At 74.6% G+C, this 24,410-nt stretch carries 18 protein-coding genes; 12 read left to right on the top strand and 6 right to left on the bottom strand.

The features are described 5' to 3' along the window. Positions 1 to 70: 70 nt before the first annotated feature. From imuA' to JOF41_RS27175, 4 genes are read left to right on the top strand one after another with little or no spacing between them, the layout of a single operon-like run. A complete protein-coding gene (gene imuA' / locus JOF41_RS27190; protein ID WP_209622954.1) occupies positions 71 to 892 on the top strand; it encodes a DnaE2-dependent mutagenesis accessory factor ImuA' in 822 nt (273 codons plus the stop codon). Then, on the top strand, positions 892 to 2,577 hold the full coding sequence (locus tag JOF41_RS27185; RefSeq protein ID WP_209622952.1) for a DNA polymerase Y family protein: 1,686 nt from the start codon (positions 892 to 894) through the stop codon (positions 2,575 to 2,577). Before imuA' ends, JOF41_RS27185 begins: the two co-directional genes overlap by 1 nt. Further along, positions 2,577 to 2,750, top strand: a complete 174-nt coding sequence (locus JOF41_RS27180; protein WP_209622950.1) for a hypothetical protein — start codon at positions 2,577 to 2,579, stop codon at positions 2,748 to 2,750. Before JOF41_RS27185 ends, JOF41_RS27180 begins: the two co-directional genes overlap by 1 nt. Next, positions 2,750 to 5,953 carry an error-prone DNA polymerase gene (locus JOF41_RS27175; RefSeq protein ID WP_209622948.1) on the top strand — a complete coding sequence of 1,068 codons (3,204 nt, stop codon included), beginning with the start codon at positions 2,750 to 2,752 and terminating at the stop codon, positions 5,951 to 5,953. The genes JOF41_RS27180 and JOF41_RS27175 overlap by 1 nt, the downstream gene beginning before the upstream one ends. Positions 5,954 to 6,049: 96 nt before the next feature. On the opposite strand, the gene JOF41_RS27170 is transcribed toward JOF41_RS27175, so the two are convergent. Next, positions 6,050 to 6,610 carry a dihydrofolate reductase family protein gene (locus JOF41_RS27170; RefSeq protein ID WP_189224236.1) on the bottom strand — a complete coding sequence of 187 codons (561 nt, stop codon included), beginning with the start codon at positions 6,608 to 6,610 and terminating at the stop codon, positions 6,050 to 6,052. A gap of 66 nt (positions 6,611 to 6,676) precedes the next feature. Here JOF41_RS27170 and JOF41_RS27165 point away from each other — a divergent pair, with 66 nt between their 5' ends. Next, positions 6,677 to 7,297, top strand: coding sequence for a TetR/AcrR family transcriptional regulator (locus JOF41_RS27165; RefSeq protein ID WP_189224237.1), 621 nt, complete (start codon positions 6,677 to 6,679; stop codon positions 7,295 to 7,297). 249 nt (positions 7,298 to 7,546) lie between these two features. Here JOF41_RS27165 and JOF41_RS27160 read toward each other — a convergent pair whose 3' ends face one another. From JOF41_RS27160 to JOF41_RS27145, 4 genes are read right to left on the bottom strand one after another with little or no spacing between them, the layout of a single operon-like run. Next, positions 7,547 to 7,840 (bottom strand): DUF3017 domain-containing protein, encoded by a 294-nt coding sequence (locus tag JOF41_RS27160; protein WP_189224318.1) that lies wholly within the window; start codon positions 7,838 to 7,840, stop codon positions 7,547 to 7,549. A 19-nt stretch (positions 7,841 to 7,859) separates the two neighbouring features. Further along, positions 7,860 to 8,717, bottom strand: coding sequence for a bifunctional methylenetetrahydrofolate dehydrogenase/methenyltetrahydrofolate cyclohydrolase (locus tag JOF41_RS27155; RefSeq protein ID WP_209622947.1), 858 nt, complete (start codon positions 8,715 to 8,717; stop codon positions 7,860 to 7,862). Positions 8,718 to 8,733: 16 nt separating this feature from the next. Beyond that, the gene (locus JOF41_RS27150; RefSeq protein ID WP_307867546.1) at positions 8,734 to 9,693 is read right to left on the bottom strand and encodes a DMT family transporter; all 960 of its coding nucleotides are present in this window, start codon (positions 9,691 to 9,693) and stop codon (positions 8,734 to 8,736) included. Beyond that, positions 9,680 to 10,900 (bottom strand): MFS transporter, encoded by a 1,221-nt coding sequence (locus JOF41_RS27145; protein ID WP_209622946.1) that lies wholly within the window; start codon positions 10,898 to 10,900, stop codon positions 9,680 to 9,682. The genes JOF41_RS27150 and JOF41_RS27145 overlap by 14 nt, the downstream gene beginning before the upstream one ends. 108 nt (positions 10,901 to 11,008) lie before the next feature. Between JOF41_RS27145 and JOF41_RS27140 the strand changes: the two genes are divergently transcribed. The 6 genes from JOF41_RS27140 (at position 11,009) to JOF41_RS37400 (ending at position 22,634) form a co-directional block, all read left to right on the top strand. Further along, positions 11,009 to 11,521, top strand: a complete 513-nt coding sequence (locus JOF41_RS27140) for a YbaB/EbfC family nucleoid-associated protein (protein ID WP_189224241.1) — start codon at positions 11,009 to 11,011, stop codon at positions 11,519 to 11,521. Beyond that, a complete protein-coding gene (locus JOF41_RS27135) occupies positions 11,518 to 11,829 on the top strand; it encodes a WXG100 family type VII secretion target (RefSeq protein ID WP_189224242.1) in 312 nt (103 codons plus the stop codon). Before JOF41_RS27140 ends, JOF41_RS27135 begins: the two co-directional genes overlap by 4 nt. Before the next feature lie 11 nt (positions 11,830 to 11,840). After that, entirely contained in the window at positions 11,841 to 17,810 is a 5,970-nt protein-coding gene (locus tag JOF41_RS38405; protein WP_209622945.1) for a WXG100-like domain-containing protein, read from the top strand. After that, positions 17,773 to 18,243 carry a hypothetical protein gene (locus tag JOF41_RS27125; protein ID WP_209622944.1) on the top strand — a complete coding sequence of 157 codons (471 nt, stop codon included), beginning with the start codon at positions 17,773 to 17,775 and terminating at the stop codon, positions 18,241 to 18,243. Before JOF41_RS38405 ends, JOF41_RS27125 begins: the two co-directional genes overlap by 38 nt. Beyond that, a complete protein-coding gene (locus JOF41_RS27120; protein ID WP_189224245.1) occupies positions 18,240 to 19,772 on the top strand; it encodes a TNT domain-containing protein in 1,533 nt (510 codons plus the stop codon). The genes JOF41_RS27125 and JOF41_RS27120 overlap by 4 nt, the downstream gene beginning before the upstream one ends. A 72-nt stretch (positions 19,773 to 19,844) precedes the next feature. After that, a complete protein-coding gene (locus JOF41_RS37400) occupies positions 19,845 to 22,634 on the top strand; it encodes a TNT domain-containing protein (RefSeq protein WP_244989706.1) in 2,790 nt (929 codons plus the stop codon). A gap of 1 nt (position 22,635) precedes the next feature. On the opposite strand, the gene JOF41_RS27110 is transcribed toward JOF41_RS37400, so the two are convergent. Next, positions 22,636 to 23,238: a pentapeptide repeat-containing protein gene (locus JOF41_RS27110; RefSeq protein WP_209622943.1), complete on the bottom strand. Its 603-nt coding sequence runs from the start codon at positions 23,236 to 23,238 to the stop codon at positions 22,636 to 22,638. 160 nt (positions 23,239 to 23,398) lie between these two features. On the opposite strand from JOF41_RS27110, the gene JOF41_RS27105 reads away from it, so the two are divergent. Beyond that, a complete protein-coding gene (locus JOF41_RS27105; RefSeq protein WP_189224247.1) occupies positions 23,399 to 24,388 on the top strand; it encodes a malate dehydrogenase in 990 nt (329 codons plus the stop codon). Positions 24,389 to 24,410 lie beyond the last annotated feature (22 nt).

Genomic DNA, 24,410 nt, shown 5'->3' with positions numbered 1-24,410 from the left:
GGTCGCCGGACTTCCCACGGCGGTCCGCGCACAGGGGTGCGCGCGGACTCGTTGGGGAGGGAGGGGCCGGGTGTCCAGGTCGGCAACGGCGACGCTGTCCGCGCTCGGGGTAGGCGCGGCCGGCGAGCTGACCGCGGACCCGGCCGGGGTCCTGCCGGTTCGCGGGGAACTGGCGGACCTTCTCCCTCGGGGCGGCCTGCGGCGGGGCAGCACGGTGTCGGTGCGCGGGTCGACATCGTTGCTGCTCGCGCTGCTGGCCGAGGCGACCGCCGCAGGGTGCTGGGCGGCCATCGCCGGTCTGCCGCGGTGCGGTGCGCTCGCGGCGGCCGAGTTGGGGGTGGCCGTGCACCGACTGGCTCTGGTCCCACGTCCAGGGAGGGACCAGAGCCAGGTCGGGCGCACCGTGGCGGCCCTGCTGGACGGCTTCGACCTGGTGGCCGTCGGCAGCCCGGTGTCCCCCTCGGCGGCCCGCAAGCTGTCCGCGCGGGCACGCCACCGCAGGAGCGTCCTGCTGCCGCTGACCGACTGGCCCGGCGCCGACCTCGCCCTGCACGCCGAGTCGGGCTCCTGGACCGGGCTGGGCCGTGGTCACGGCCTGCTGCGCGAGCGCGAGCTCGTCGTGCGAGCCACCGGGCGCGGCACCGCGGCCCGTCCCCGGCGCACCACCCTCCTGCTGCCCGCCCGCGACGGCGGTGTCGCCGCCCACGTCGCGGAATCGCGCCACGTCGCGGAGCCGGGCCATGTCGCGGAGCCGGGCCATGTCGCGGAGCCGGGCCACGGCTTAACCCGCCGCCCGCCCACCCGCGGTCCGGCCCGCTCCTCCGCGCCGTCCCGCGCCCCCGCCCCAAAACCCCTGCGGCGCAACGCGCGCCTCGCCGTGCACCGCGCCTGATGGCAGGTCCCGCCTCCCGGCGCAGTCCCCGAACCGGCCCCGTGGCGTCCCGGCGGCCCGGCGAACCGGAGGTCCGCTTGAGCTCCTACACCCTGGTCGTGTGGTGCGCCGACTGGCCCGTCGTGGCGGCGTCCGCGCAAGCCGCCCTGCCGCCGCACGTGCCCGCCGCGGTGGTGCGCGGTGGCGAGGTCGTCGCCTGCTCCGCCACGGCGCGGGCGCAGGGCGTGCGACGCGGGCAGCGCAAGCGGGCCGCCCAGGGGCGGTGCCCCGAACTGGTGCTGTTCGACCACGACGACGCGCGCGACGCGCGGGCGTTCGAACCGGTGGCCCAGGCCGTGGAAGAGCTGGCTCCCGGCATCGAAGTGGTCCGCCCCGGCCTGATCGCCCTCGACGCGCGCGGCCCGGTCGGCTACCACGGCTCGCCCGAGCGGGCCGCCGAACTCCTCGTCGACCACGTCGCGGCCCGCGTCGGAGTGGAAGCCCAGGTCGGCTTCGCCGACGGGTTGTTCGCCGCGACCCTCGCCGCGCACCGCGGCGTGGTCGTGCCGCCTGGGGGCGCCGCCGAGTTCCTCGCGCCGCTGGGCGTGCACGAACTGGACCAGCCCGCCGAGCACCGCGCGGACCGCGCCGAACTGGTCGACCTGCTGCGCCGGTTGGGCCTGCGGACGCTGGGCGCGTTCGCGGCCGTGCCGGAGCGCGACGTGGCCTCCCGCTTCGGGCGGCAGGCCGTGCTCGCCCACCGGATGGCCCGCGGCTTGGAGGAACGGCCGCGAGCACGCCGCACCCCGTCGGTGGAGCTGGCGGTCACCGGCTCCTTCGACCCGCCCGTGGACCGGGTCGACGCGGCGGCCTTCGCGGCCAGGGGACTGGCCGAGGAGCTGCACGCGCGCCTGGTCGACCGCGGCCTGGCGTGCACCCGGCTGGGCATCCTGGCCACCACCGAAGCGGGCGAGGAGCTGCGCCGGGTGTGGCGGTGCGCGCACCCGCTGACCCCGCAGGGCATCGCGGACCGGGTGCGCTGGCAGCTCGACGGCTGGCTGACCGGCGCGGCCCCCACCACAGGCCCCACCGCGAGTCCTACTGCGAGTCCTACTGCGGGCGTCCACCTGCTCCGGCTCGACCCGGAGGAGGTGGTCGACGCCACCGCGCTGCAACCGGGTCTGTGGCCCGGCGCGGGGCAGGAGGGCGGCGAGTCGGCCGAGCGCGCGGCCCGCGCCGCGGTGCACGTCCAGGGCCTGCTCGGGGCGCAAGCCGTCCTCACCCCGGTCCCCCGCGGCGGCCGGGGCCCGGTGGAGCGGATGCGGCTGGTGCCCTGGGGCGACGAGCCGACGCCCACCGACGACCCGGACCTGCCGTGGCCGGGCAGGCTGCCCGCGCCGTCACCCGCGACCGTGTTCGCCGAACCGGAACCGGTGGCGCTGCTGGACGGCTCCGGCGGTGACGTCGGTGTCACCGGCTACGCCGAGCTGACCGTGCCGCCGAGTCGGATCGTGCACGCGGGCCGGACGCGGCGGGTGCTGGCCTGGGCGGGACCGTGGCCGGTGGACGAGCGGTGGTGGGACGGGCATACCGCGGTGCGCGCCGCGCGTTTGCAAGTGCTGGGGGCCACCTCGAACGGGGAAGAGCTGGCGTTCCTGCTGATCCGCACGGGCGGTCGGTGGGCGGTGGAAGGGGTTTACGACTGATGGCGACATCCGACGACTTCCGGGGACTGGCCGACTGGTGGGCCGGGTTCGAGGCGCCCGAGCGGGCGGGCGAGCCTGCGTACTCGGCCAACTTCGGGTGGCTGCCCTCGCCGGTGCAGGCGCTGCCCTCGCTGATCCCACGGCCGCGCGGGGCTCGCGACGACACGCTCTGATGGGGCGGCGCGAGCGCTACGCCCCGCCGCCGGAGCTCGCCGTCAAGGTCGACGAGCTGGGTGCGACGCGCGCCCGCGTGCCCTACGTGGAACTGCACTGCCACTCCAACTTCAGCTTCCTCGACGGCGCGAGCCACCCGGAGGAGCTGGTGGAGGTCGCGCGGCAGCTGGGGCTGGACGGCTTGGCGCTCACCGACCACGACGGCATGTACGGGGTGGTCCGGTTCGCCGAAGCGGCCGGGGAGCTGGGCGTGCGCACGGTGTTCGGCACCGAGCTGGGGCTCGGCCCGGTCGAGCCGCGCACCGGTTCCCCGGACCCCGGCGGCGAACACCTCCTGCTGCTGGCGACCGGCGCGGACGGCTACCACGCGCTGTGCCGCACGATCACCACCGGCCAGCTCGCCGAGGGAGCGGAGAAGGGCCGCCCGGTCTACCGGCTGGAGGAGGTCGTCGCCGACACCCGCGACGAGTGCGTGGTGCTCACCGGCTGCCGCAAGGGCGCGGTGCGCCGGGCGCTGACGCGGCACGGCCCCGAAGCCGCGTTCGCCGAACTGCGTCGCCTGACCGGGTTGTTCGGCGCGGACCGCGTGTTCGTGGAGCTGACCGACCACGGCTACCCGGAGGATGGCCCGCGCAACGACCTGCTGTGGGGGATGGCCCACGAGCTGGGGCTGCCGACGGTGGCGACCAACGCGGTGCACTACGCGGTCCCCGCGCGCGGCAGGCTGGCCGCGGTGATGGCGGCGGTGCGCGCACGTCGCGGCCTGGACGAGATGGCCGGGTGGTTGCCGCCCGGCCGCACGGCGTGCCTGCGCTCGGGGGAGGAGATGGCGCGCCGGTTCGCCCGCTTCCCCGGCGCGGTGCACCGCGCCGCCGTGCTGGGCCTGCAGTGCCAGTTCGACCTGCGCCTCATCGCGCCCCGGCTGCCCCCGTTCGACGTGCCGCCCGGCCAGGACGAGAACAGCCACCTGCGCGAGCTGACCTACCGGGGAGCGGCCCGGCGCTACCGCTCACCCGACGAGAACCCCAAGGCCTACCAGCAGATCGAGCGCGAGCTGAAGGTCATCGAAGAGCTGGGTTTCCCCGGCTACTTCCTGGTGGTGCACGACATCGTGCGGTTCTGCCGCGAGAACGGCATCCTCTGCCAGGGCCGCGGTTCGGCGGCGAACTCCGCGGTCTGCTTCGCGCTGGGCATCACCAACGTCGACGCGGTGCGCTTCGACCTGCTCTTCGAGCGCTTCCTGGCCCCGGCCCGCGACGGACCGCCGGACATCGACCTCGACATCGAGTCCGACCGGCGCGAGGAGGTCATCCAGTACGTCTACCGCAAGTACGGGCGCAGGCACGCCGCCCAAGTCGCCAACGTCATCAGCTACCGCGCCCGCTCGGCGGTGCGGGACGTGGCGCGGGCGCTGGGTCACTCGGCGGGTCAGCAGGACGCGTGGACCAAGCAGATCGAGCGCTGGGGTCCGCTGCGGTCCACCGTCGAGGACCACGACATCCCCCGCCCGGTGCTGGAGCTGGCCGCGCAGCTGGAGAACACCCCGCGACACCTGGGCATCCACTCCGGCGGCATGGTCATCTGCGACCGCCCGGTCAGCGAGGTGTGCCCGGTCGAGCGCGGTCGGATGGCGGACCGCACGGTGTTGCAGTGGGACAAGGACGACTGCGCCGCCATCGGCTTGGTGAAGTTCGACCTGCTGGGACTGGGCATGCTCTCCGCGCTGCACCACGCGATCGACCTGGTGCGCGAGCACGAGGGGATCGAGGTCGACCTGGGCGCGCTCGACCTCGAAGACCCCCGCGTCTACGAGATGCTGCGGCGTGCCGACTCCATCGGCGTGTTCCAGGTGGAGAGCCGCGCCCAGATGGCGACCCTGCCCCGGCTCAAGCCCAGGCGGTTCTACGACCTCGTGGTCGAGGTCGCGCTGATCCGCCCCGGCCCCATCCAGGGCGGCTCGGTGCACCCGTACATCCGCCGCCGCAACGGGCAGGAGCGGTGGCGGCACGACCACCCGCTGCTGGCGAGATCCCTCGGCAAGACCTGCGGCGTCCCGCTGTTCCAGGAACAGCTGATGCAGATCGCCGTGGACGTCGCCGACTTCACCCCCGCCGAGGCCGACGAGCTGCGCCGCGCCCTGGGCGCCAAGCGCTCCGCATACCGGGTGGAGCGCCTGCGCGAGCGCTTCTACCGCGGCGCGGCGGCCAACGGCATCGGCGAGGAGCTGGCCGGACGCATCTACGCGAAGCTGCTCGCGTTCGCCGACTTCGGCTTCCCCGAGAGCCACGCGCTGAGCTTCGCGCACCTGGTGTTCGCCAGCGCCTGGTTCAAGCTCTACCACCCGGCGGCGTTCTGCGCCGCGCTGCTGCGGGCGCAGCCCATGGGGTTCTACTCGCCGCAGTCCCTGGTCGCCGACGCGCGCAGGCACGGCGTGCGGGTGCTCGGCCCCGACGTCAACGCCAGCCTCCCGCACGCCACAGTCGAACGGGTCGACGGCGTGCAGGCGGTCCGCATCGGCCTGGCAGGCGTGCGCACCATCGGCGTCCGCGTCGCGGAAACCGTGGTGGCGCACCGCGAAGCCCACGGTCCCTTCCGGGACATGGCCGACTTCGGCGCACGGGCACGCCTGACCACCCCGCAGGTGGAGGCCCTCGCCACGGCAGGCGCGTTCGGCTGCTTTGGCGTGGACCGCCGCGCGGCCCTGTGGGCGGCGGGCCCGGTCGCGAAGGCGCGGCCGGACCGCCTGCCCGGCACGGTCGTCGGCACCGCCGCCCCGCCCCTACCCGGCATGGACGAGGTCGAACTCGCTGCCGCCGACGTCTGGGCGATGGGCCTGTCCCCGGACAGCTTCCCGACGCAGTTCCTCCGCGACCGGCTGACCGCGCTGGGCGCGCTGCCCATCGCGGCACTGGTCACCGTGCCCCACGGCCGCCGGGTGCTGATCGGCGGCGCGGTCACCCACCGCCAGCGCCCCGGAACCGCGGGCGGCGTCACGTTCCTCAACATCGAGGACGAGACGGGCATGGTCAACGTCGTGTGCACGACCGGTCTCTGGGCGCGCTACCGCCGAGTCGCCAGGACGAGCCCCGCACTGCTCGTCCGCGGCGTGGTCGAGTCGGCCGACGGAGTGGTCAGCCTCCGCGCGGACCGCTTGCAGCACTTGGACTTGCGCATCCCCTCCCGTTCTCGTGATTTCCGCTGACGGCGGCGCGTCGAGCGCCGCGGAGGCGGTGGCCATCCGCTCCGCGAGCAGCTCGTACCGCGCCGCTACCCGGCGATCCGGCTTTTCCGGACCACCTCAGGGCCGCGTGTAGACCATGGACACCACGCCGCTGGTGAACGGTCTGCTCGCGACGTGCCGGAACCGGGTCATCGGGAACGCCCCGTCGAACAGCGGGATGCCCTGGCCCAACACGATCGGGTGGACCTTGAGGTAGAGGTCGTCGATCTCCGGCAGGATGGCGGCGGCGAGCTTCCCGCCGCCGCACAGCCAGATGCCCAACCCGTCCTCGGCCTTCAGGGCGCGCACCTCCTCCAGCACGTCGCCCCGGATCACCGACACGTCGTCGGGGGTGTCGGTGATCGTCCTGGACACGACGTACTGGCGCAGGTGCGGGTACGGGCTCGGCAGTCCGTCCGGAACCTGGTAGGTGGCCCGCCCCATGAGCACCGTGTCGAAGTTCCGGTTGGGCACGTCGATGCCCAGCGCTTCGCGCCCCTGCGCGGGCAGCGTGTCGGGGAACTTCTCGATCAGGGCCGTCATGTGGTCGCCCTCGAACAGGAAGTCGCCGAAGCCGCCGTCCGGGTCCGCGATGAACCCGTCCAACGAGGTGGCGACGAAGTAGGTCAGTTTTCGCATGGTTCCCTCTCCCCTAGACCACGACAACTGTAGTACTATGGCTGTAGTGGTTGTCAAGGAGGCAGCATGACCAGGAATCCGGCCAGGCGAATCTCGCTGGTCAACGCCGCGATCGAGGTGTTGGCCCGCGATGGCGCGCGCGGTCTGACCTTCCGCGCGGTCGACGCCGAGGCGGGCGTGCCCACCGGCACGGCGTCGAACTACTTCGCCAACCGCGACGACCTGCTGCGGCAGGTCGGCGAGCACATCCACGTGCGCTTCACGCCCGACCCGGCGAAGGTGGCGGACACCATGCGGGCGCCCGCCGATCGCGGGCTGCTCGTCACCCTGATGAAGGACCTGCTCGACAGGTTGAGGAAGGACCGCGCGGCGTACCTGGCCCTGCTGGAACTGCGGCTGGAGGCGACCCGCCGTCCCGAGCTGCAGGCCGCGCTGACCAAGACGATCAGCGACACCCTGGAAGACAACGTGCGCTTCCACGTCGACTACGGGCTGCCCGGTGACCGCACCACCGTGGTTTCGCTCTACCTGGCGATGAGTGGGCTCGTGGTGGAACACCTCACCCTGCCGGAGGTGCTGCCGGAGTCCTCGTTGGAAGGTCTGGTCGAGGCGCTGGTCGACCGCACCCAGGCGTCGGCCGGGGGCGCGGGCGGCGGGACGGGGAAGGAGGTGGTGCGGGAGCCGTAGGCGAGCGCCGGGAAGGCGCGGCGCGCGGAGACGGCACGCGCGGAGGCAGCCTGCGTGGAAGCAGCCGGCGGTCGCCCTGGCGGTAGTCGACTCGGCGGTAGTCGACTCGGTGGTAGTCGACTCGGTGGTAGTCGACTCGGTGGTAGTCGACTCGGCAGCGGTCGGGCCGGTGCCGAGTCGGCCTGGTACCGATGGGCTCCGGTATGGGTGGGCTCTGGTAGCGGTGGGCTCGGGTGGTGGCTGGACCTGCTAGCGGTCCAGCGGCCCGCCGATGATCGTCATGGCCACGACGATCACGGCGAACCCGAAACCGGAGTACAGCAGCGCGTCGATGCTGCGGCTGCGGATCGCGATCAACCCGGCCTGCTCGTCGGTCACCAGGACCCGCAGCAGCGCGGCGATCAGCAGCGCCAAGCCGATCAGCACGACGCCCTGCCGCCAGTGGTACTGCACGATCCGCACCAGGCCCAGCACCGTCACGCCGAGCACCAGGGCGAACGGCAGGTGCTGGCCCGCCGCGGACCGCCAGCGCTGCTCCGGCATCGTCTCCACCGCTCTGCCCTCAGCCGTTCGCGAGGTCGCGCTCAGCCGCCTCGACCGTGTTGGTCAGCAGCATGGCGATGGTCATCGGGCCCGCGCCACCGGGAATCGGGGCGAGGTACCCCGCGACCTCGGCCACGTCCGGGTGAACGTCGCCCACGAGGCCCTGGTCGGTGCGGGTGATGCCGACGTCGACCACGGCCGCGCCGGGCTTGACCATGTCGGCGGTGATCAGGCCGGGGCTGCCCGCGCCCGCCACGACGATGTCCGCGCGGCGGACCTCGGCGGCCAGGTCCTTGGTGCCGGTGTGGCACAGGGTCACGGTGGCGTTCTCGCTGCGGCGGGTCAGCAGCAGACCGATGGGCCTGCCGACGGTCACGCCGCGGCCGACGACGGTGACGTTCGCGCCCGCGAGCGGCACGTCGTAGCGGCGCAGCAGTTCCACCACGCCGCGCGGCGTGGCGGGCAGCGGGGCCTCGTCGCCGAGGACGAGCTTGCCCAGGTTGACCGGGTGCAGGCCGTCGCCGTCCTTGCGCGGGTCGATCCGCTCCAGGATCGGGTTCGGGTCGAGGTGCTTCGGCAGCGGCAGCTGCACGATGTAGGCGGTGCAGGCCGGGTCGGCGTTGAGCTCGTCGATGACGGCTTCGAGCTGCTCCTGCGTGGTGTCGGCGGGCAGGTCGCGGCGGATGGAGGTGATGCCGACCTTCTCGCACGCCTTGTGCTTGCCGCGCACGTAGGAGTGCGAGCCGGGGTCGTCGCCGACCAGCACGGTGGCCAGGCCGGGCGTCACGCCCCGCTCGGCCAGCGCGGCGACCCGCGCGCGCAGGTCGTCGAAGATCGCGTCCCTGGTGGCCCTGCCGTTGAGGATCGTCGCCGTCACGCGCCCCATCTTCGCATCACCGCCTGCCGGGCAGCGCGGCGACCACCACCGCCGCCAGGGTCAGCGCGGTGCCCAGCACGGTCACCGGCGCGAGCTGCTGACCTGCGGCGGGGACGACCAGGTCGACCGCGAGCGCGCCGACCAGCTGTCCCGCGACCTGGCACAGGCCGACCAGCAGCACCCCGATCCAGCGGACCGCGAGGACCGCCGTGCTGATGGTGACCACGCCCAGCGCGCCGCCCAGGTACAGCCACGGCTGGTCCGGCGCGGTCGCGGGCAGGCCGCGGGCGAGCAGGTCGACCGCGCACACCGCGAGCAGCACCGCGGTGCCGGTGGCGAAGTTGACCGCGGTGGTGACCGGTGTGCTGCCCGACGCCTCGCGCACCAGGCCGTTGACCGCCTGCTGCCAGCCGAGGCCGATGCCCGCCAGCGCGGGCAGCAGGGCGGGCCACAGCGCCGACGGCGAGCCGAGGTCGTCCGACACCGCCACGCCCACCGACAGCACGGCGAGCAGGGCCCCGGCCACCCTCGGCGCGGTCAGCGCCCGCGGTCCGGCCGGGCCGATGCCCGCCCGGTCGACCAGCAGGCTGCTGGTCGCCTGCGCGGCCACCACCGCGACGGTGAACACCGCGACGCCCAGCGCGGCGACCGTCAAGCCTTGCGTGGCCACGAAGAACGCCCCGCACGCCCCGCCGACGCACTGCCACCAGCGGATGCGGTGTTCCCGCAGCGCCGTGCGCAGCGCCCGGAAGCCCGCGCGCCCCCGCCGGGTCGTCGGCACGGCCAGGAGCAGCAGCACCAGGCCGCCGCCGAAGGACACCAGCGCGGCGAGGAAGCCGTCCCCGAGCACGTGCCCGAGTTCGCCGTTGATCCGCCCCTGCGCGGCCAGGAACACGCCGCCCGCGAACGCCACGCCCGCGCCCAGCGCCTGGCGGGCCACGGCGGGACGGGCCGGATGAGCTTCAGTTGATCGCACCGTCCACCTGTTCCGCTCGCGGTTCGCGCACCAGCGCGGCCACCAGTGTGCCCAGCAGCGCGGCGGCGGTCGCCGCGCCCGCCGCCGCGGCCGGGCCGACGTGGTCGAGCAGCCACCCGGTCATCGGCAGCGCCGAGGTCGCGCCCGCCGTGGTGAAGGTGCTCATCCAGCCGAACGCCTCGGCGGTGCGGCCGTCCGGGGCCAGCGCGGCGATCCGCGTGTTGCCCGCGGCGATGGCGGGTGCGATCGCCACCCCGCCCACCACCAGCACCCCGCCGATCAGCCACACCGACGAGGGCTGGGTGAGCGGCGGCAGCACGGGCACCACGGCCGCCACCCCGAGGGTCAGCAGCAGCATCCGCCGGGCGAACCGGGCCTGCCCGGTCAGCCCGCCCACCACCAGGCCGCCCACCGTCGAGCCGATGCCCCACAGCGCGGCCAGCACCCCCGCCATGGCCGGGGTGCCCTGGTCGCGGGCCCAGGCGACGATCACCATGTCGATCGACGCGAGCGCCGCGACCAGGCACAGCGCCGCGCTCAGCGCGAGCACCAGCGACCGGTCGGCCAGCAGGGTGCGCCCGCCGTGGCGGCGCGGGACGGTGGCGGGCTCGTCGAGGCAGGCCCGGCGCACCGCGTGCCGGAACCCGAGCGCGCCCAGCACCGCGAGCGCCCCGCTCAGCCACGTCGCGGTCGGCGCGCCCGCCACCGCCACCGCGGTCGCCGCCAGCGCCGGGCCGACGATGTAGAGGACTTCCTGCATGGACGCCTCGACGGTGAACACCGCCTGGTGCGCGGGACCGGTCGCCAGGCGGGGGAAGGCCGCCCTGCCCAGCTGCGTCACCGGGGGCGTGCTCAGTCCGGTCAGGAACGCCACCGCCGCCGCGAGCGGCCACGCCGCGCCGGGCAGCAGCACCGGCAGCAGCCCCAGCGCCGTGATGCCCGTGCCGTAGCCCGCGGCGGTCGCCAGCAGCAGCCTGCCCGCCGGGCTGCGGTCCGCCGCCCGGCCGCGCAGCGGGCCCGACACGCCCATGCCCAGGGTCAGCGCGCCGCCCACGACACCCGCCGGTCCGTACGACCCGGTCCACCCCGCGATCAGGAACGACACCGCCAGCGGTGTGCCCGGCAGGTGGACGCGTCCCAGCAGCGACCAGAGCAGCAGCCGGGGCAGGTGCGGGACGGCGGCGAGTTCGCGGTAGGGGCGGAGCACGGGACCACTCTGCCCCGTGACCTCGCCGCGGCTTGCCGAATATCCATGGGAACCGGGAGGCCCGGGTTAGCGTCAGCACCTCCGAGACGCACGAGCGAGGGGTGCACTGTGACCGATCCGAGCGGACGCCGGGCGGAGCTGGAGGCGCGCAACGCGGCCATGCGCGAGCAGGTCGACTCGCTGCTGTCCGAGTTGCGGAAGAAGACGGCCGAGCTGCACGAGACCGCCGCGCGTGCGCAGGCGATCACGGCCAGCGTGACGTCGCCGGACGGTTCGGTGCGCGCGTCGGTGGACTCCACCGGGGCGCTGACCGCGCTGGAGTTCTCGCCCAACGCCTTCCAGCGCGGCGCCACGCCGGAGAAGCTGGCCCGCGTCACGCTGGAGACGATCCAGCAGGCCGTGGCCAAGTCGCGCACCGAGCTGAACGACGTGCTGCGCCCCGCCCAGCAGGGCGCGAGCGTCGACCTGTCGGAGTTGCTGCCCGGCGTGCCGTCGCTGTCCGACCTCATCCCCAAGCCGCCCGTCGTCCCGCAGCCGCCGTCGGCGCCCCCGCGCCGCGCGCCCGCGCGGGACGACGACGAGGAGGGCGGCGGCAGCATCATGGAGAGGAGCAGCTGGTGAGCGGCTTCGAGGTGGACGTCCCCGGCCTGCGCCGGGGTGCCGCCCAGTTCGGCGCGTCGAGCGATTCCCTGGACGCGGTGTTCCAGGCGCTGAACTCGGCGCTGCAGGCGGAGGGCCAGTGCTGGGGCGGTGACGAGTCCGGCCAGGCCTTCGCCAAGGAGTACGTGCCCAACTCCACGGCGACCCTGGACGCCTTCCGGAACCTGACCAAGGCGCTGGACGACATCAGGGCGGGCGTCGAGCAGTCCGCCGACGAGTACGAGGGCACCGATCAGGGCAACGCTTCCGGGATCTCCCGGGTCTACTGAGGGGCGCGGGCGTGGGAATCGAGATCCCGAGCGAGGTCACCTGGCTGTTCCCGATCGTGGTCGGGCAGAGCTGGCCGGAGGGCGACGAGACGGCCTTGCGCCGGATGGCCGACGCCTACCGCACGGCCGCGCAGGGCGTGAAGGCGGTCATCGACGAGGGCGGCGGCGCCGCGTCGACGGTGACCGCCAGCCAGACCGGCGAGGCGGCCAGGCACTTCCAGGAGTACTGGGACAAGTTCGCCGCGGGGGACGACTCCTACCTGCCCAAGCTGCAGAAGATCTGCGAGCAGCTGGCCGAGAGCTGCGACAACACCGCCCTGGAGGTGGAGTACACCAAGCTGTCGATCATCGCGTCGCTGATCATGCTGGCGATCGAGATCGCCGCGCTGGTCGCCGCGGCGTTCGGCACCTTCGGCGCGTCCACGGCGGGCATCCCGATCGCCCAGCAGGCGACCCGGTTGATCGTGCAGTTCACCTTCCGCCAGCTGGTCATCGCGATCCTGCGCGAGGTCGCCATCTCGGTCGGCATCGACGTGGCGATCCAGGCGGTGCAGGTCGCCCGCGGCGACCGGAAGGACTGGGACTGGGGCAAGACCGGCGAGGCGGCCGTGTCCGGCGCGGTGTCCGGAGTGGTCGGCGGCTTGTCCGGCGGGCTGAAGTTCGAGGGCGGCGGGCTGGCGGGACAGGTGGCGGCGGGCGCCACCCGAGGCGCGGTCGAGGGCGCGGTCAGCACCGTGGGCACGGCCGCGGTGATGGGCCAGGACATCAGCGCGAAGGACGTGCTGTTCGGGGCCACCTCCGGGGCCGTGTCGGGTGGTGTCGGCGGGGCGAAGGACGGCCTGACCGTCGAAGCGCCGCGGGTGACCGCGGGCGGCCCGGACGGCGGCCCGCCCGACCTGGGCGGCCCGGTGAGCAGGCCGCCGGACGTCGGGCCCGCAGGCGGCGGCACGCCGGGAGGCACACCAGGGGGCACACCGGGGGGCACACCGGGTGGTGCGCCCGCTGGGCCGAGCGTGAGCCGCGACGGGTTCGAGCGGGTGGGCGGCTCGTCCGGCACCACCGCGACCTCCGCCGTGGCCGCGCCGCCCGCGCCGGGCACGGTGGCCGCTCCGCCGCCGTCGGTGGGCGGCGGTGACCACGGGCCCGCCGGGACTCCGACGGGTGGTTCGCTACCCACGACGACCACGGGCGGTGGCGGCTCCTCGATCACCGGCCGCCTGGGTGCGGCGCCCAACGGCACCACTCCCAGCGGGACCACGCCGAGCGGCAACGCGCCGAGCAGCACCCCGTCGAGCAACACCTCATCGGGTGGCCGCGCCCCCGGTGGGTTCCCCGGTGGCGGCCCGACGCCGGGCGGTGCTCCGGCCGGGGCCACGCCGGGTGGCGCGCCCGCTCCCACGCCCGGTGGGCGTGCTCCGGCGATGACGCCCACCGGATTGGTGGGCGGCCCGACGCACGCGGGTGGACTGCCCGGTCCCACCCCCGGTGGTCCCACCCCTGGTGGTGCCGTGCCGGGTGGTCCGGGAGCGGGCAGCCCCGCGCACGCGGGCTCGGCTCCGACCGGTTCGGCTCCGGCTGGCTCGCCCGCAGGCGGCCCCGCTCAGGGGACGACCGCACCTGGCGGTCCAGCGGGAGGTGCGCTGCGGCCGGGTGGTCCGATCCCCGGCAGCCCGTTCCCCGGCGGCCCCCTGCCCGGTGGACCGGTGCCCGGTGGACCGACTGCGGGTGGACCGACTCCTGGCGGGATGCCTTCGGGTGCACCACTGCCCGGTGGAATGCCTCCCGGTGGAATGCCTCCCGGTGGAATGCCACCCGGTGGTTCGCTGCCCGGTGGTTCGATCCCCGGCGGTTCGGTCCCCGGTGGGCCGATCCCCGGTGGCTCGCCCGCCGGCGGGCCGGTGCCCGGCGTCCTGCCCACCGCTGGTGGGCCCGCACCCGCTGCGGGCGTCGTGCCCCCGGCCGCGCACAGCGCCCCGACCGCCGTGCCGCCCTCGGGTGGTCACGCGCCTTCCGGTGGCATGGGCGGACCCGTCCCCGGTGGCGGTGGGCTCATGCCCCCGCCCGGCGGGATGCCCGCGCCGAGCGGGGGTGGCCGTGGCCCGTCGATGCCCACCAGCGGCGGTTTCTTCACCGACGACCACGCAGGCGGGCACAACCGTCCGGTTCAGGGCACCGACGCGGTCGCCGCCAGTTCGACCACCGGGACGCCGGTCCAGCCGGTTCGCGACGTCGGTCCCGCGCCGCAGCACAGCGCGCCGGTCATGCCCGAGCAGCGCGGTCCCGTCGCGCCCCCGGCGGGCGGGTTCGGTCCCCAGCCGGGGTTCGGTCCCCAGCCGGGGTTCGGTCCGCAGCCCGGCGGTTTCGGTCCGCAGCCGGGTGCTCCCGCGCCGCTGCGTCCGGACGGGCCGGTCGCCCGTGGTGCCGACACGGCCCCGCCGCGCCCGGACGCTCCCGTCGCTCGCGGCACCGACACGCGCCCCGACACGCGCCCCGACACGCGCCCCGACACGCGCCCCGACAGCCCGGTCCGGCGTCCCGAGGCACCTCCGGTCGCCACCGGTCCCGCTCCGGCGGCACGTGGCTCGGACGGCCCGACGCCGCCCCCGGCTCCGACGCCGAACGGCTCCACACCGGACGGTCCCGCGCCGAACCCCCCTGCCGACACCACCGGCGCACCGGGGGACGAGCACACGCCCGCAGCCAGCCACGAGTGGCCGCAGGACACCACGCCGACCACTCCGGACACCACCACTGCGGACACCAGCACGCCGGACACCACCCCGGCGACCGACTCGGCGACCGACTCGGCGGCGGACCCGTTCCCGCACCGCAACGGCTGGGGCCAGCCGGACGGCGTGGTCCCCGGCTTCTCCCAGGACGGCCCGTACCACTCCGTCCACGAGAGCACCGGCCCCACCGACCGCGAGGTGGGCACCTACGACCAGCGCGCCGCCGCCCTGGTCGAGCCCACCTACCAGCCCTACGGCCCGCACGGTGGCTACGAGCCGTTCATCCAGGCCCACAGCACCCCGGACGGCAACATCGCCTGGCCGCCGAACCAGGGCGCGGACGGCCCGCGCGTGGTCGTCGAGCTCCCGGCGGGCACGGTCCTGGACCGCTTCGGCAGCCCTTACGGCAACTTCCTGTCGCCGCTGCGCCCGGACGGCCAGCCCTACGGCTTCGGGCAGCGCGCGATCCTGCCCGACAGCCTGGGCAAGGGCTACCACGTCTACGTCCTGGACGCGCCGCTCACCGTGGAGCTGGCCTCGGTCGCCCCGGCGTTCGACCAGCCCGGTGGCGCGCGTCAGCTCCAGCCGGTGTTCGACGCGGACCTGGCGGACCCGACCACGGGCCAGATCAGCGTCCAGCGCCTGATCGACCTGGGCGTGATGCGCGAGGTCGCCACCCCGCCCGCGGACGGCCGGGTGCTGCCGCCGGACTTCGGCACGTTCGACGCCAACGGCAACGTGCGCACGCCGGAGACGGCGTCGGTGGCCGAGGCGCAGGCGGGCGCGTTCGACGGCTACACCAGCGGGGACGGGCCGGGGGACCTGGCGCCGAACCCGGACCTGGGGCCGGTCAGCCACACCGGGCCGATCCCGCTGGGCGAGGTGTCCCAGCGGGTGGACCAGGCGATCCGCAACAGCCAGGTCACCGACGCGGGTGTCGCGCTGCACACCGAGGACCGGCTGCGCGAGCTGTCCGGCCGCATCCCGGCCAGCGACGGCCAGGTGGTGCTGGACGTGCACACCGACGGCGACGGCGTGCGGATCGGCGGCACCCACTACAGCCGCGCCGAGCTGGTCGAGCTGATCAACAACCACCCGAACCTGGCCGACCGGACGATCGTGTTCGTCGGCTGCGAGGCGGGCGCGGGCGGCGAGAACAGCCTCGCCGCGCACGTGGCCCGCGAGACCGGGCAGCGGGTGATCGCGCCGGACGCGCTGGCGTGGTCGGACCAGCACGGCAACGTCTACGCCAGCACGCGCGACGACAGCGGCGGCCCGCGCATCCCGCCGGACGGCGGCTGGCACGCCTTCGGCCCGGACGGCACGATCACGCCGACCGGCGAGCACGGGATGCCGCCGGGCCACGAGCCCAGGGGCGACCTGGCGGGCGCGGACGACTCCGCGCACCGGGCCACCAGCGACTTGGAGCCGCAGCGCCAGACGCCGTGGGCCGAGCCGTCGACCACGCACCGGCAGACCGTGCAGCTGCCCGAGCACCAGCCCCTGTTCGACGGCCGGGACCTGCCCCGCGACACCCGCATCGAGGTGCGCAACCCCGATGGCCAGGTGCGCAGCGTGGTGCACGTGGACGCGCAGGGCCGGATCTTCGTCGACGCGGTCGCGCCGAACACGCGGCACGGTGTCAACCCGGAGGTCTCCTTCCCGCCGCGCGGCGAGGCGCACTACCGGGTGCAGGTCGGCAACCGCAACGACGTGTTCGTGGCCAACGCCGACGGCACCCGCCAGTACCAGGCCGACCGGGTCAGGGTGGGCAGCCGGACCATCACGGTCAACCGCCTGGTCACCATCGACGACGTGGTGCCGCCCGCCAACGGCAGGCAGACCGTCGGGGCCGACCACCCGATGGCGCCGCGACCGGGGGAGGCGTTCACCCAGCGCACCGACCTGCCGCCGAACACGCGGATGGAGGTCACCGACACCGAGGGCAACTACCGCGGCACGGTGCAGACCGACGGCGACGGCAGGCCGAAGTGGATCAGCGCGCCCGACTACATCGGCGACCGGCCGAACCCGGAGCTGACCACGCCGATCCACGGCGCGAACTACAACGTCGACCGGGGTCCGCACTACCAGGAGTACCGCACGGACTCCGACGGCCACCCCGAGCCGGGCGTGGCCGCCGTGGTCCCGCCGACCACGGGCGAGCCGATCCGGGTCGACGACGTGCGGCAGGGCAAGCCGTTCGCGACCGACCCGAGGCGGACGTTCGAGCCCAACCGCGAGTACCTGGTCACCGAGAACAACGGCCAGTACCGGGGCCGGTTCATCACCGGCGACGACGGCAGGGTGATCTACCAGGAGTCGTACTCGGGCCAGCGCGGCCGGACCAACCCGGAGGTCACGCACGCCCCCGACGGCGCGAACGTCACCACCGACGGCTTCTACGGCACGCGCAGGCAGCTGGACCCCGGCTGGCCCGCCCCGCCCAACGGCGAGGTGCGGGTGGTGCAGGAGGTCAGCGGCAACCCGCCCACGCGCACGGTGCGCGTCGAGGGCGACACCAGCGGGTGGACGCCGCAGCAGTTGGCCGAGGTGGAGCGCCCGGTGGGCAACCGCACGCCGTTCGCGGGTCGCGACCTGCCGCCGGGCACCCGGTTCACGCTGGTGGACGAGGAGGGGCGCGGTTACGGCACGTTCCAGACCGACGAGTCCGGCGCGGCGCGGCTGATCCACACCTACAACCCGTTCAACCCGGACATGAACAACGCGCCGCCGAACGCGGTGATCGTCGCCGACGACGGCATGTGGCGGGGGCGCACGGACTCCAACGGCCGCGCGGTGGCCGCGACGGGCGTGCCGGACTTCGAGGCGGGCGGCGAGATCCGCCGCGACACCAAGGCGCAGACCGACGAGGGTTCCTACGGCGGCAAGGGCCCGGACGGCAAGAACCTCTCCGACGGCGGTCACCTGCTGGGCAACGAGGCGGGCTTCCCCGCCGAGGGGGCCAACATCGCCGACCAGCAGCGGGACCAGAACCAGGGCAACCAGCGACCGGCGTTCCTGCCGGAGGAGACCTGGTACCAGATGGAGCGGGACCGAGCCGAGTTCGTCCGCGGCGGTGGCGGTACGGTCGAGTTGATCGACACCTTCGCGCTGCGGGAACCGGGTCAGCTGCACCCGCACACCTACCAGACCCGCTGGCGCGAGACGCTCGCCGACGGCACCACCAGGATTCACGTCAGGAGCTACCCGAATGACCACAACGCAGCCCTCTGGCCCGCCGACTTCTGAGCAGCGCCACCAGGAGCTGATGCAGCGGATCGGCGGGATGCTGCTGGACGTGGCCCCCGAGGGGTTCCGCCGCGTCGACGTGGTGGTGCGGATGAACGTCGCGGTGCAGGACGTGACGATCACCGTCTACATGCCCGACGGCTCGACGCCGGAGGTGTTCCCGCCGGAGGGGCTGGTGCCCGCCTTCGCCGAGCTGCGGCAGGTGGTGCACGCGCCCGGCCGCGGCACGTGGTTCTCCGCGCGGTGCGTGATCAACGCCCCGACCCGCATCGACATCAGCTACAACATGGACCACGACCCGCAGTGGAACCCGCCGATCCCGGCCGCGCACTTCGCGCGCGACCTGGAGGTCTTCCCCCGTGACGAGGCGTTCGTCCCGGACTGGCTGCGCGAGAAGCTCGCCGAGGCACGCAACGAGGAGCAGAACGGATGACCGCGCCGCAGCAGCTCGGCCTGGACGAGCAGAACGTCGTGCTGGGGTCGGTGACCACGCTGCTGGTGCACCGGCTGCCGGGGGACTGGGAGCGGCTGTTCCTGGACCTGCGGGTGGTGGGCGGCTACCTGGAGGCGCCGACCTCGGTGCTGACCATCTTCGGCCAGTCGGTGGAGTGGGAGCTGCCGCCGGAGGCGCTGCCGTTCTTCCTGCACCTGCGCCAGGGCATGTACGACCCGGACAAGGGCACCTGGTACTCGATGAAGTACCAGCTGACCCACCCCAACCAGTACTCGGTGGAGTACGAGTGGGACGCCGAGCCGGACTGGACGCACCGGCCCCCGGAGCGCTTCTACCTGGAGGAGCTGGACTCCTTCCCGCGCCCCGACGACGCGATCCCGCGGTGGCTGCGCGAGCGCGCGGGCCTGCCGTCGCCGGACGCGCTGTTCGAGGCCCCGGTGTTCGACGGCGCGGACGCGCAGGGCAGGCCGGTGCACGACCGGCCCCCGGTGCACCCGCAGGAGCGCGACGACGTGCTGGCCTACCTGGAGAGCGCGCCGGTCGTGCTGTCCGCGCGCAGCTTCGGCCAGGACGCGCTGGCCCCGGACGCGCCCGCCGACGTGCCGCTGACCTACCACACCGACGGCACCTGGGTGTGGTCCGGCGCGGTCGCGCACTACCTGCGCAAGCACCACGTGCCGCCGGTGCCGCAGCTGGTGCAGCACATCCGGGACAACGACTACCGGGTTCCCGAGGTGGGGACGGCGGCGGAGAACGCGGCTTCGGCGGTGGCGATGGGGCAGGCCGAGTCCGCCCCGCTGCCGGAGTACCGGCCGCCGGTGGTCTCCGAGGCCGACCGGCGCGCGCTGGAGCACCTGCGCGGCAGGCTGGAGCACTTCGGGGTGCTGCCCGCCGAGTACGGCATCGGCGAGCCGAAGCCGGACGCGCTGGTGGTCGAGCCCGCGCCGGGCGGGCGTGGCTGGCAGGTGCAGTTCTGGGACGCCAACCGGGGGCCGCAGGGCAGGCCGAGGGTCTACGAGCACGCGGTGGACGCGGGCAAGGCGCTGCTGGCGGAGCTGCTGTGGCGCGACGACATGGACCAGGCGCGCGGGCAGCGCCCGGCCCCCGTGGACGCCTCGCCCGCCACGGGTCCGGTTCGGACGGTCGCGGAGATCCAGCCGCTGCCCGACGAGCCGCCGCTGTCGCTGTTCCGCGACCGCGAGCCGGTGGTGCTGCCGGTCGGGGCGGAGATCGACCGGTTCGGGGCGGAGGAGGGCAACCTCGTCTACGCGGCGCGCACGATGTACGGCAACCGCTCCCTCCCACCCGATTGGCTGAACCGCCGCTACCACGTCTACCGGGTGCAGCGTCCGGTCCCCGCGCTCAAGGGCATCGCGGTGCCCTGGTTCGGGCAGGTCGGCGGCGGCACGGGTTTCTTCCTGGCCAGGTCGGTGCGGGAGTTCCTGGCCGACGGCAGCCTGGTGGAGATCCAGGAGGCGACCACGGAGCCGCCCGCGCCGCAGCTCTGACGCCCTCACTCGAACGATTGGACCGTTCGGGGTAACGGGGGCGTGTGCGGGCACCCGGTGTCGCGGGGGAAGATGGTGCACGTGTCCGAGCCGAAGCCGCTGAACCCGACCGAGCAGGACGCCCTGGTCAAGCAGATCGGCCTCACGCTGATGCGGGCTGCCCCGGAGGACTGGCAGCACGTGACGGCGGAGTACCGCGCGACCGGCCGGTACTTCGAGCTGTCCGCCGAGGTCCGCTCGGCGGACGGCGACGTCCGCGCCTGGTCCCCACCGCAGGAGGTGGCCGGGCTGTTCGCCCGGTTGCGCGCGGGCATGTACCGGGACGGCCGGGGCACCTGGTCCAACGCCCGCTACCAGCTGGACCACCCGTCCAGCTACAACCTGGACTTCGACCGCGCGGAGCCGTCCTGGCACACGCCTCCGCCGCCGCAGGCGTACCTGGACGAGGTGCGGTTCTTCCCGCGCACCGACGAGAACCTGCCGGACTGGTTGCGGCGCAGGCTCCAGGCCGTGCAGCCCCAGCCGCCCACGCCGCCCGCCGTGGTGCCCACCGCGGCGACCGCGGTGGTGCCGTCGGTGCTGCCCCCGGTGTCACCCGGCGCGGTGACCGCCCTGGTGCCCGCCGCGGTGGTCACCGCGGCGACCACCGGCGCGACCCCCGTGCCGACGCCGGTGCCCGCTCCTGCGCCCGCTCCTGCGCCCGCCCCGGTGCCGCAGGGCTACCGGACCGCGCGGGTGTTCGACGGCGCGGGGCCCGGTGGCCGCCCGGCGGTGAACCGCCCGCCGGTGCCGGAGGACGAGCGCGAGCTGCTGCTGTCCTACTTGGACCGCGCGCCGGTGGTGGTGTCGGGCCGCGGCTTCGACGCCGACGTGCTGGACCCGGACCTGCCGCAGGTGGTGCCGGTGGCGTTCCAGACCGACGGGCACTGGATCTGGCCCGCCGCGGTCGGCTACTACCTGCGCGCCTACGGCGTGCCGCCGGAGCCGGAGCTGGTCGAGCGGGCCCGCGCGCACGACTTCGTGGTGCCGGAGGTGACCGAGGAGGCCCGCGTGGCCGCCGCGGCCAACCTCGGGGCCGCCGCCGCGCCCCGCGACACCCCGCTGCCCCGCCCCCCGGCACCCGCAGGCCCCGCCGAGGACTACGCCGAGGACTACGCCGAGGACTACGCGGACGACCACGCGGACGAGCCCCCGGTGGAGCCCGTGGACGTGCGGGCCGCCGAGCCGGAGCGGCAGCCCGCCGCGGTCCAGGAGACGGTGAGCCTGGCGACGCCGGGCTCCACCGCGCTGAACTACCAGGGCGGCCCGCCGTACCGGGTGACCTTCGACGAGGACGGCCCGGTGATCGACGACCGGTACCGCCGCGAGTCCTACGGGGAGGACGTGGACCTGTTCGCGCCGCCCAGGTACGACCGCGACGCGCAGGACACCCAGGCGTGGAGCCCGTTCTCCGACGATGAGCCGGAGGAGGCGGAGCGCACCGCCGAGCAGCCGCGCGCGACCGAGCCCGCGCCACCGGAGCCGCAGGGCGGGCTGGGGCTGGAGGAGCGCCGCTTCGGCTCCGCCGAACCCCGTGCCGAATCGCGCGCCGAGCGCTTCGAGGAGGAGCGGCACCAGGAGGAGCGCTTCGAGGACGACCGGTACGAGGAGGACGAGGAGGAAGAGGACGAGCCGCTGCGCTCGGCCCAGGAGACCCAGATCCTCGAACCGGAGCCCGCGCCCTCCACCGCCCAGGACACCCAGGTCTTCGACCCCGTCGAGCACTTCGAGGACGAGCGCTTCGAGGACGAGCGCTTCGAGGACGACCGCGCCGAAGCCGAGCCGCACCCCGAACCGGAGCCGGAACCCGAACCGCACCCGGAGCCCCGCCCGGAGCCCCACCCCGAGCCGAGGGCCGAGGCGCCGCAGGGCGACGACCCGGCGGAGACCGAGGAGACCACCGAGTTCGAGGTCGATCAGGACGAGCTGTACGCGCCGGAACCCCCGGCGCAGGCTCCGGCTCCCGCACCGGTTCCAGCACCGGTTCCCGCACCGGTTCCCGCGCAGGCTCCCGCGCCGCCGCCCGAGCCGCGCAAGGTCACCCCGGAGGAGGAGCGCGAGCTGGTGGGCGTGCGCCGCGCGCTGGACGAGCTGGACGTGCCGCCCAGCGCCTACCGCTTCGGCGAGCCCGCCGACCGCACCTGGGTGCTGCGCACCGAGGGCCAGGACTGGGAGGTGGCCTGGTTCGACCACGGGCCCGCCCACCCGGTCCGCTTCGATCGCCTGGAGGACGCCGCGGCCTACCTGGTCGGCAAGCTGGTGCTGACCGGCAGGCGGGTGCCCCGCCCGCTCCCGCCGCCTCCGCCGCCCCGACCGCAGCAGCCGCGCCCGCCGATGGTCGGCAACGGCTTCCGCGAGGAGCAGCGCCGCCCGCTGCCGCCGCCGCGCCCCACGGCGGGGCCCGCACCGGCACCGGCGCCCGCGCCGGAACCGGTGGCCGCCGAGGCGGGCGGCGCGAAGGCCGCCCGCGGCTGGCCGATCAGCCCGATGAGCGGCGAGCCGCCGCTGACCCTGTTCCGGCACAAGAAGATGGTCGAGCTGCCCGCCGGGGTGGAGGTGGACCGCTTCGGCGACGGCTCGGGCAACCTGGTCTACGCGGCGGGCACGCCGTTCGCCGAGCGCTCGCTGGTGCCCTCGTGGATCAACCGCCCGTACCGGGTCTACCGGCTGCGCAGGCCGGTGGAGGCGCTGACCGGGGTGGCCGTGCCGTGGTTCGAGCAGCCCGGCGGCGGGACGGCGTACCTGCTGCCCAAGGCCATCGACGAGATGCTGGCCGACGGCGTGCTGGTGGAGGTCGCCAACCAGGAGGCCCCCACCCGCTGAGTCACCCCACGACGAGGCCGTGCGCGGCGGCGAAGGCGACCGCGGTGTCGAGGTCGACCTTCGCCCCGAACAGGGACGCCTGGACCAGCGCGTTGGCGTCCAGCCGCGCCCCGCGCAGGTCCGCGCCCGCCAGCCGGGCGCCGGTCAGCCGCGCCCCGGTCAGGTCGGCCTCGCGCAGGTCCGCGTCGCGCAGGTCGGCGTCGGTGAGGTTGGCCTCGCGCAGCCGCAGTCCGCGCAGCGCGGCCTTGGCCAGCTCCGCGCCGCTCAGGCTCACCAGGGTCAGGTCGGTCTCGACCAGGGTGAGCGAGCGCAGCCCGCACTCGGCGAACCGGGAGCCCAGCAGCGAGCACGAGGTGAACGACGCGCTGCCGAGCACCGCGCCCTCGAACCGGCACGACCGGAACGCCGAGGCGGTGTGCTCGGAGTCGCCGAGGTCGGTGCGCGCGAAGACGCACTCGGTGAACGTGCAGCCGCGGGTCACCAGGCCCCGCATGTCCGCCTCGGAGAAGTCGCAGCCCACGAACGACCTGCGCTCCCACACCTGTCCGCGCAGCACCGCGTCGGCGTAGTCCTCGCCGGTGATCTCGCCGGTGGGGTTGTCCACTGTCACACCTTGCCGCCGTTCGTCAGTTGGTAACCTCCGACCTGCCGGGCAACCGCCCGGTGCGCGGTCCCGGTGTAGAGACCGCCGCTGACAGGTCAGTCCTGCCTAGTGGTCGTGCGCCCGAGGATCGAGGCCCAAGGATCGTCATTCGGGAAGGCTCATGACCCGCACGCCCGTGAATGTCACCGTAACCGGTGCGGCCGGCCAGATCGGCTACGCACTGCTGTTCCGCATCGCCTCCGGTCAGCTGCTGGGCCCCGACGTCCCGGTGCGGCTGCGCCTGCTGGAGATCCCGCAGGCGGTCAAGGCCGCCGAGGGCACCGCCATGGAGCTGGACGACTGCGCGTTCCCGCTGCTGGACGGCATCGACATCACCGACGACGCGAAGACCGCGTTCGACGGGGTCAACGTGGCACTGCTGGTCGGCGCCCGCCCGCGCACCAAGGGCATGGAGCGCGGCGACCTGCTGGAGGCCAACGGCGGCATCTTCAAGCCGCAGGGCGAGGCGATCAACGCGGGCGCGGCCGACGACGTGCGCGTGCTGGTGGTCGGCAACCCGGCCAACACCAACGCCCTGATCGCGCAGCGGCACGCGCCGGACGTCCCGGCCGAGCGCTTCACCGCGATGACCCGGCTGGACCACAACCGGGCGCTGTCGCAGCTGGCCAAGAAGCTGGGCGTCAGCGTGACCGACATCAAGAAGCTGACCATCTGGGGCAACCACTCGGCCACCCAGTACCCCGACCTGTTCCACGCCGAGGTCAACGGGCGCAACGCGGCCGAGGCCGTGGGCGACCAGGCGTGGCTGGAGAACGAGTTCATCCCGACCGTGGCCAAGCGCGGCGCGGCGATCATCGAGGCGCGCGGCGCGTCCTCGGCGGCGTCGGCGGCCAACGCGGCGATCGACCACGTCCACGACTGGGTCAACGGCACCGCCGAGGGCGACTGGGTGTCCATGGCCGTGCCGTCGGACGGCTCCTACGGCGTGCCGGAGGGCCTGATCTCGTCCTTCCCGGTGACCGTGCGGGACGGCAAGTACTCCATCGTGCAGGGCCTGGAGATCGACGAGTTCTCCCGCGCCCGCATCGACGCCTCGGTCGCCGAGCTGGTCGAGGAGCGCGACGCGGTGCAGGCCCTCGGCCTGATCTGAGCGTGAACCCCAACGGGGGAGG

Origin of the sequence: Saccharothrix coeruleofusca, assembly GCF_017876325.1 — a bacterium.
GTDB classification, from domain to species: domain Bacteria; phylum Actinomycetota; class Actinomycetes; order Mycobacteriales; family Pseudonocardiaceae; genus Actinosynnema; species Actinosynnema coeruleofuscum.
The sequence above is the reverse complement of the archived record's forward strand: the minus strand, read 5'-3'. Positions and strand labels throughout refer to the sequence as shown.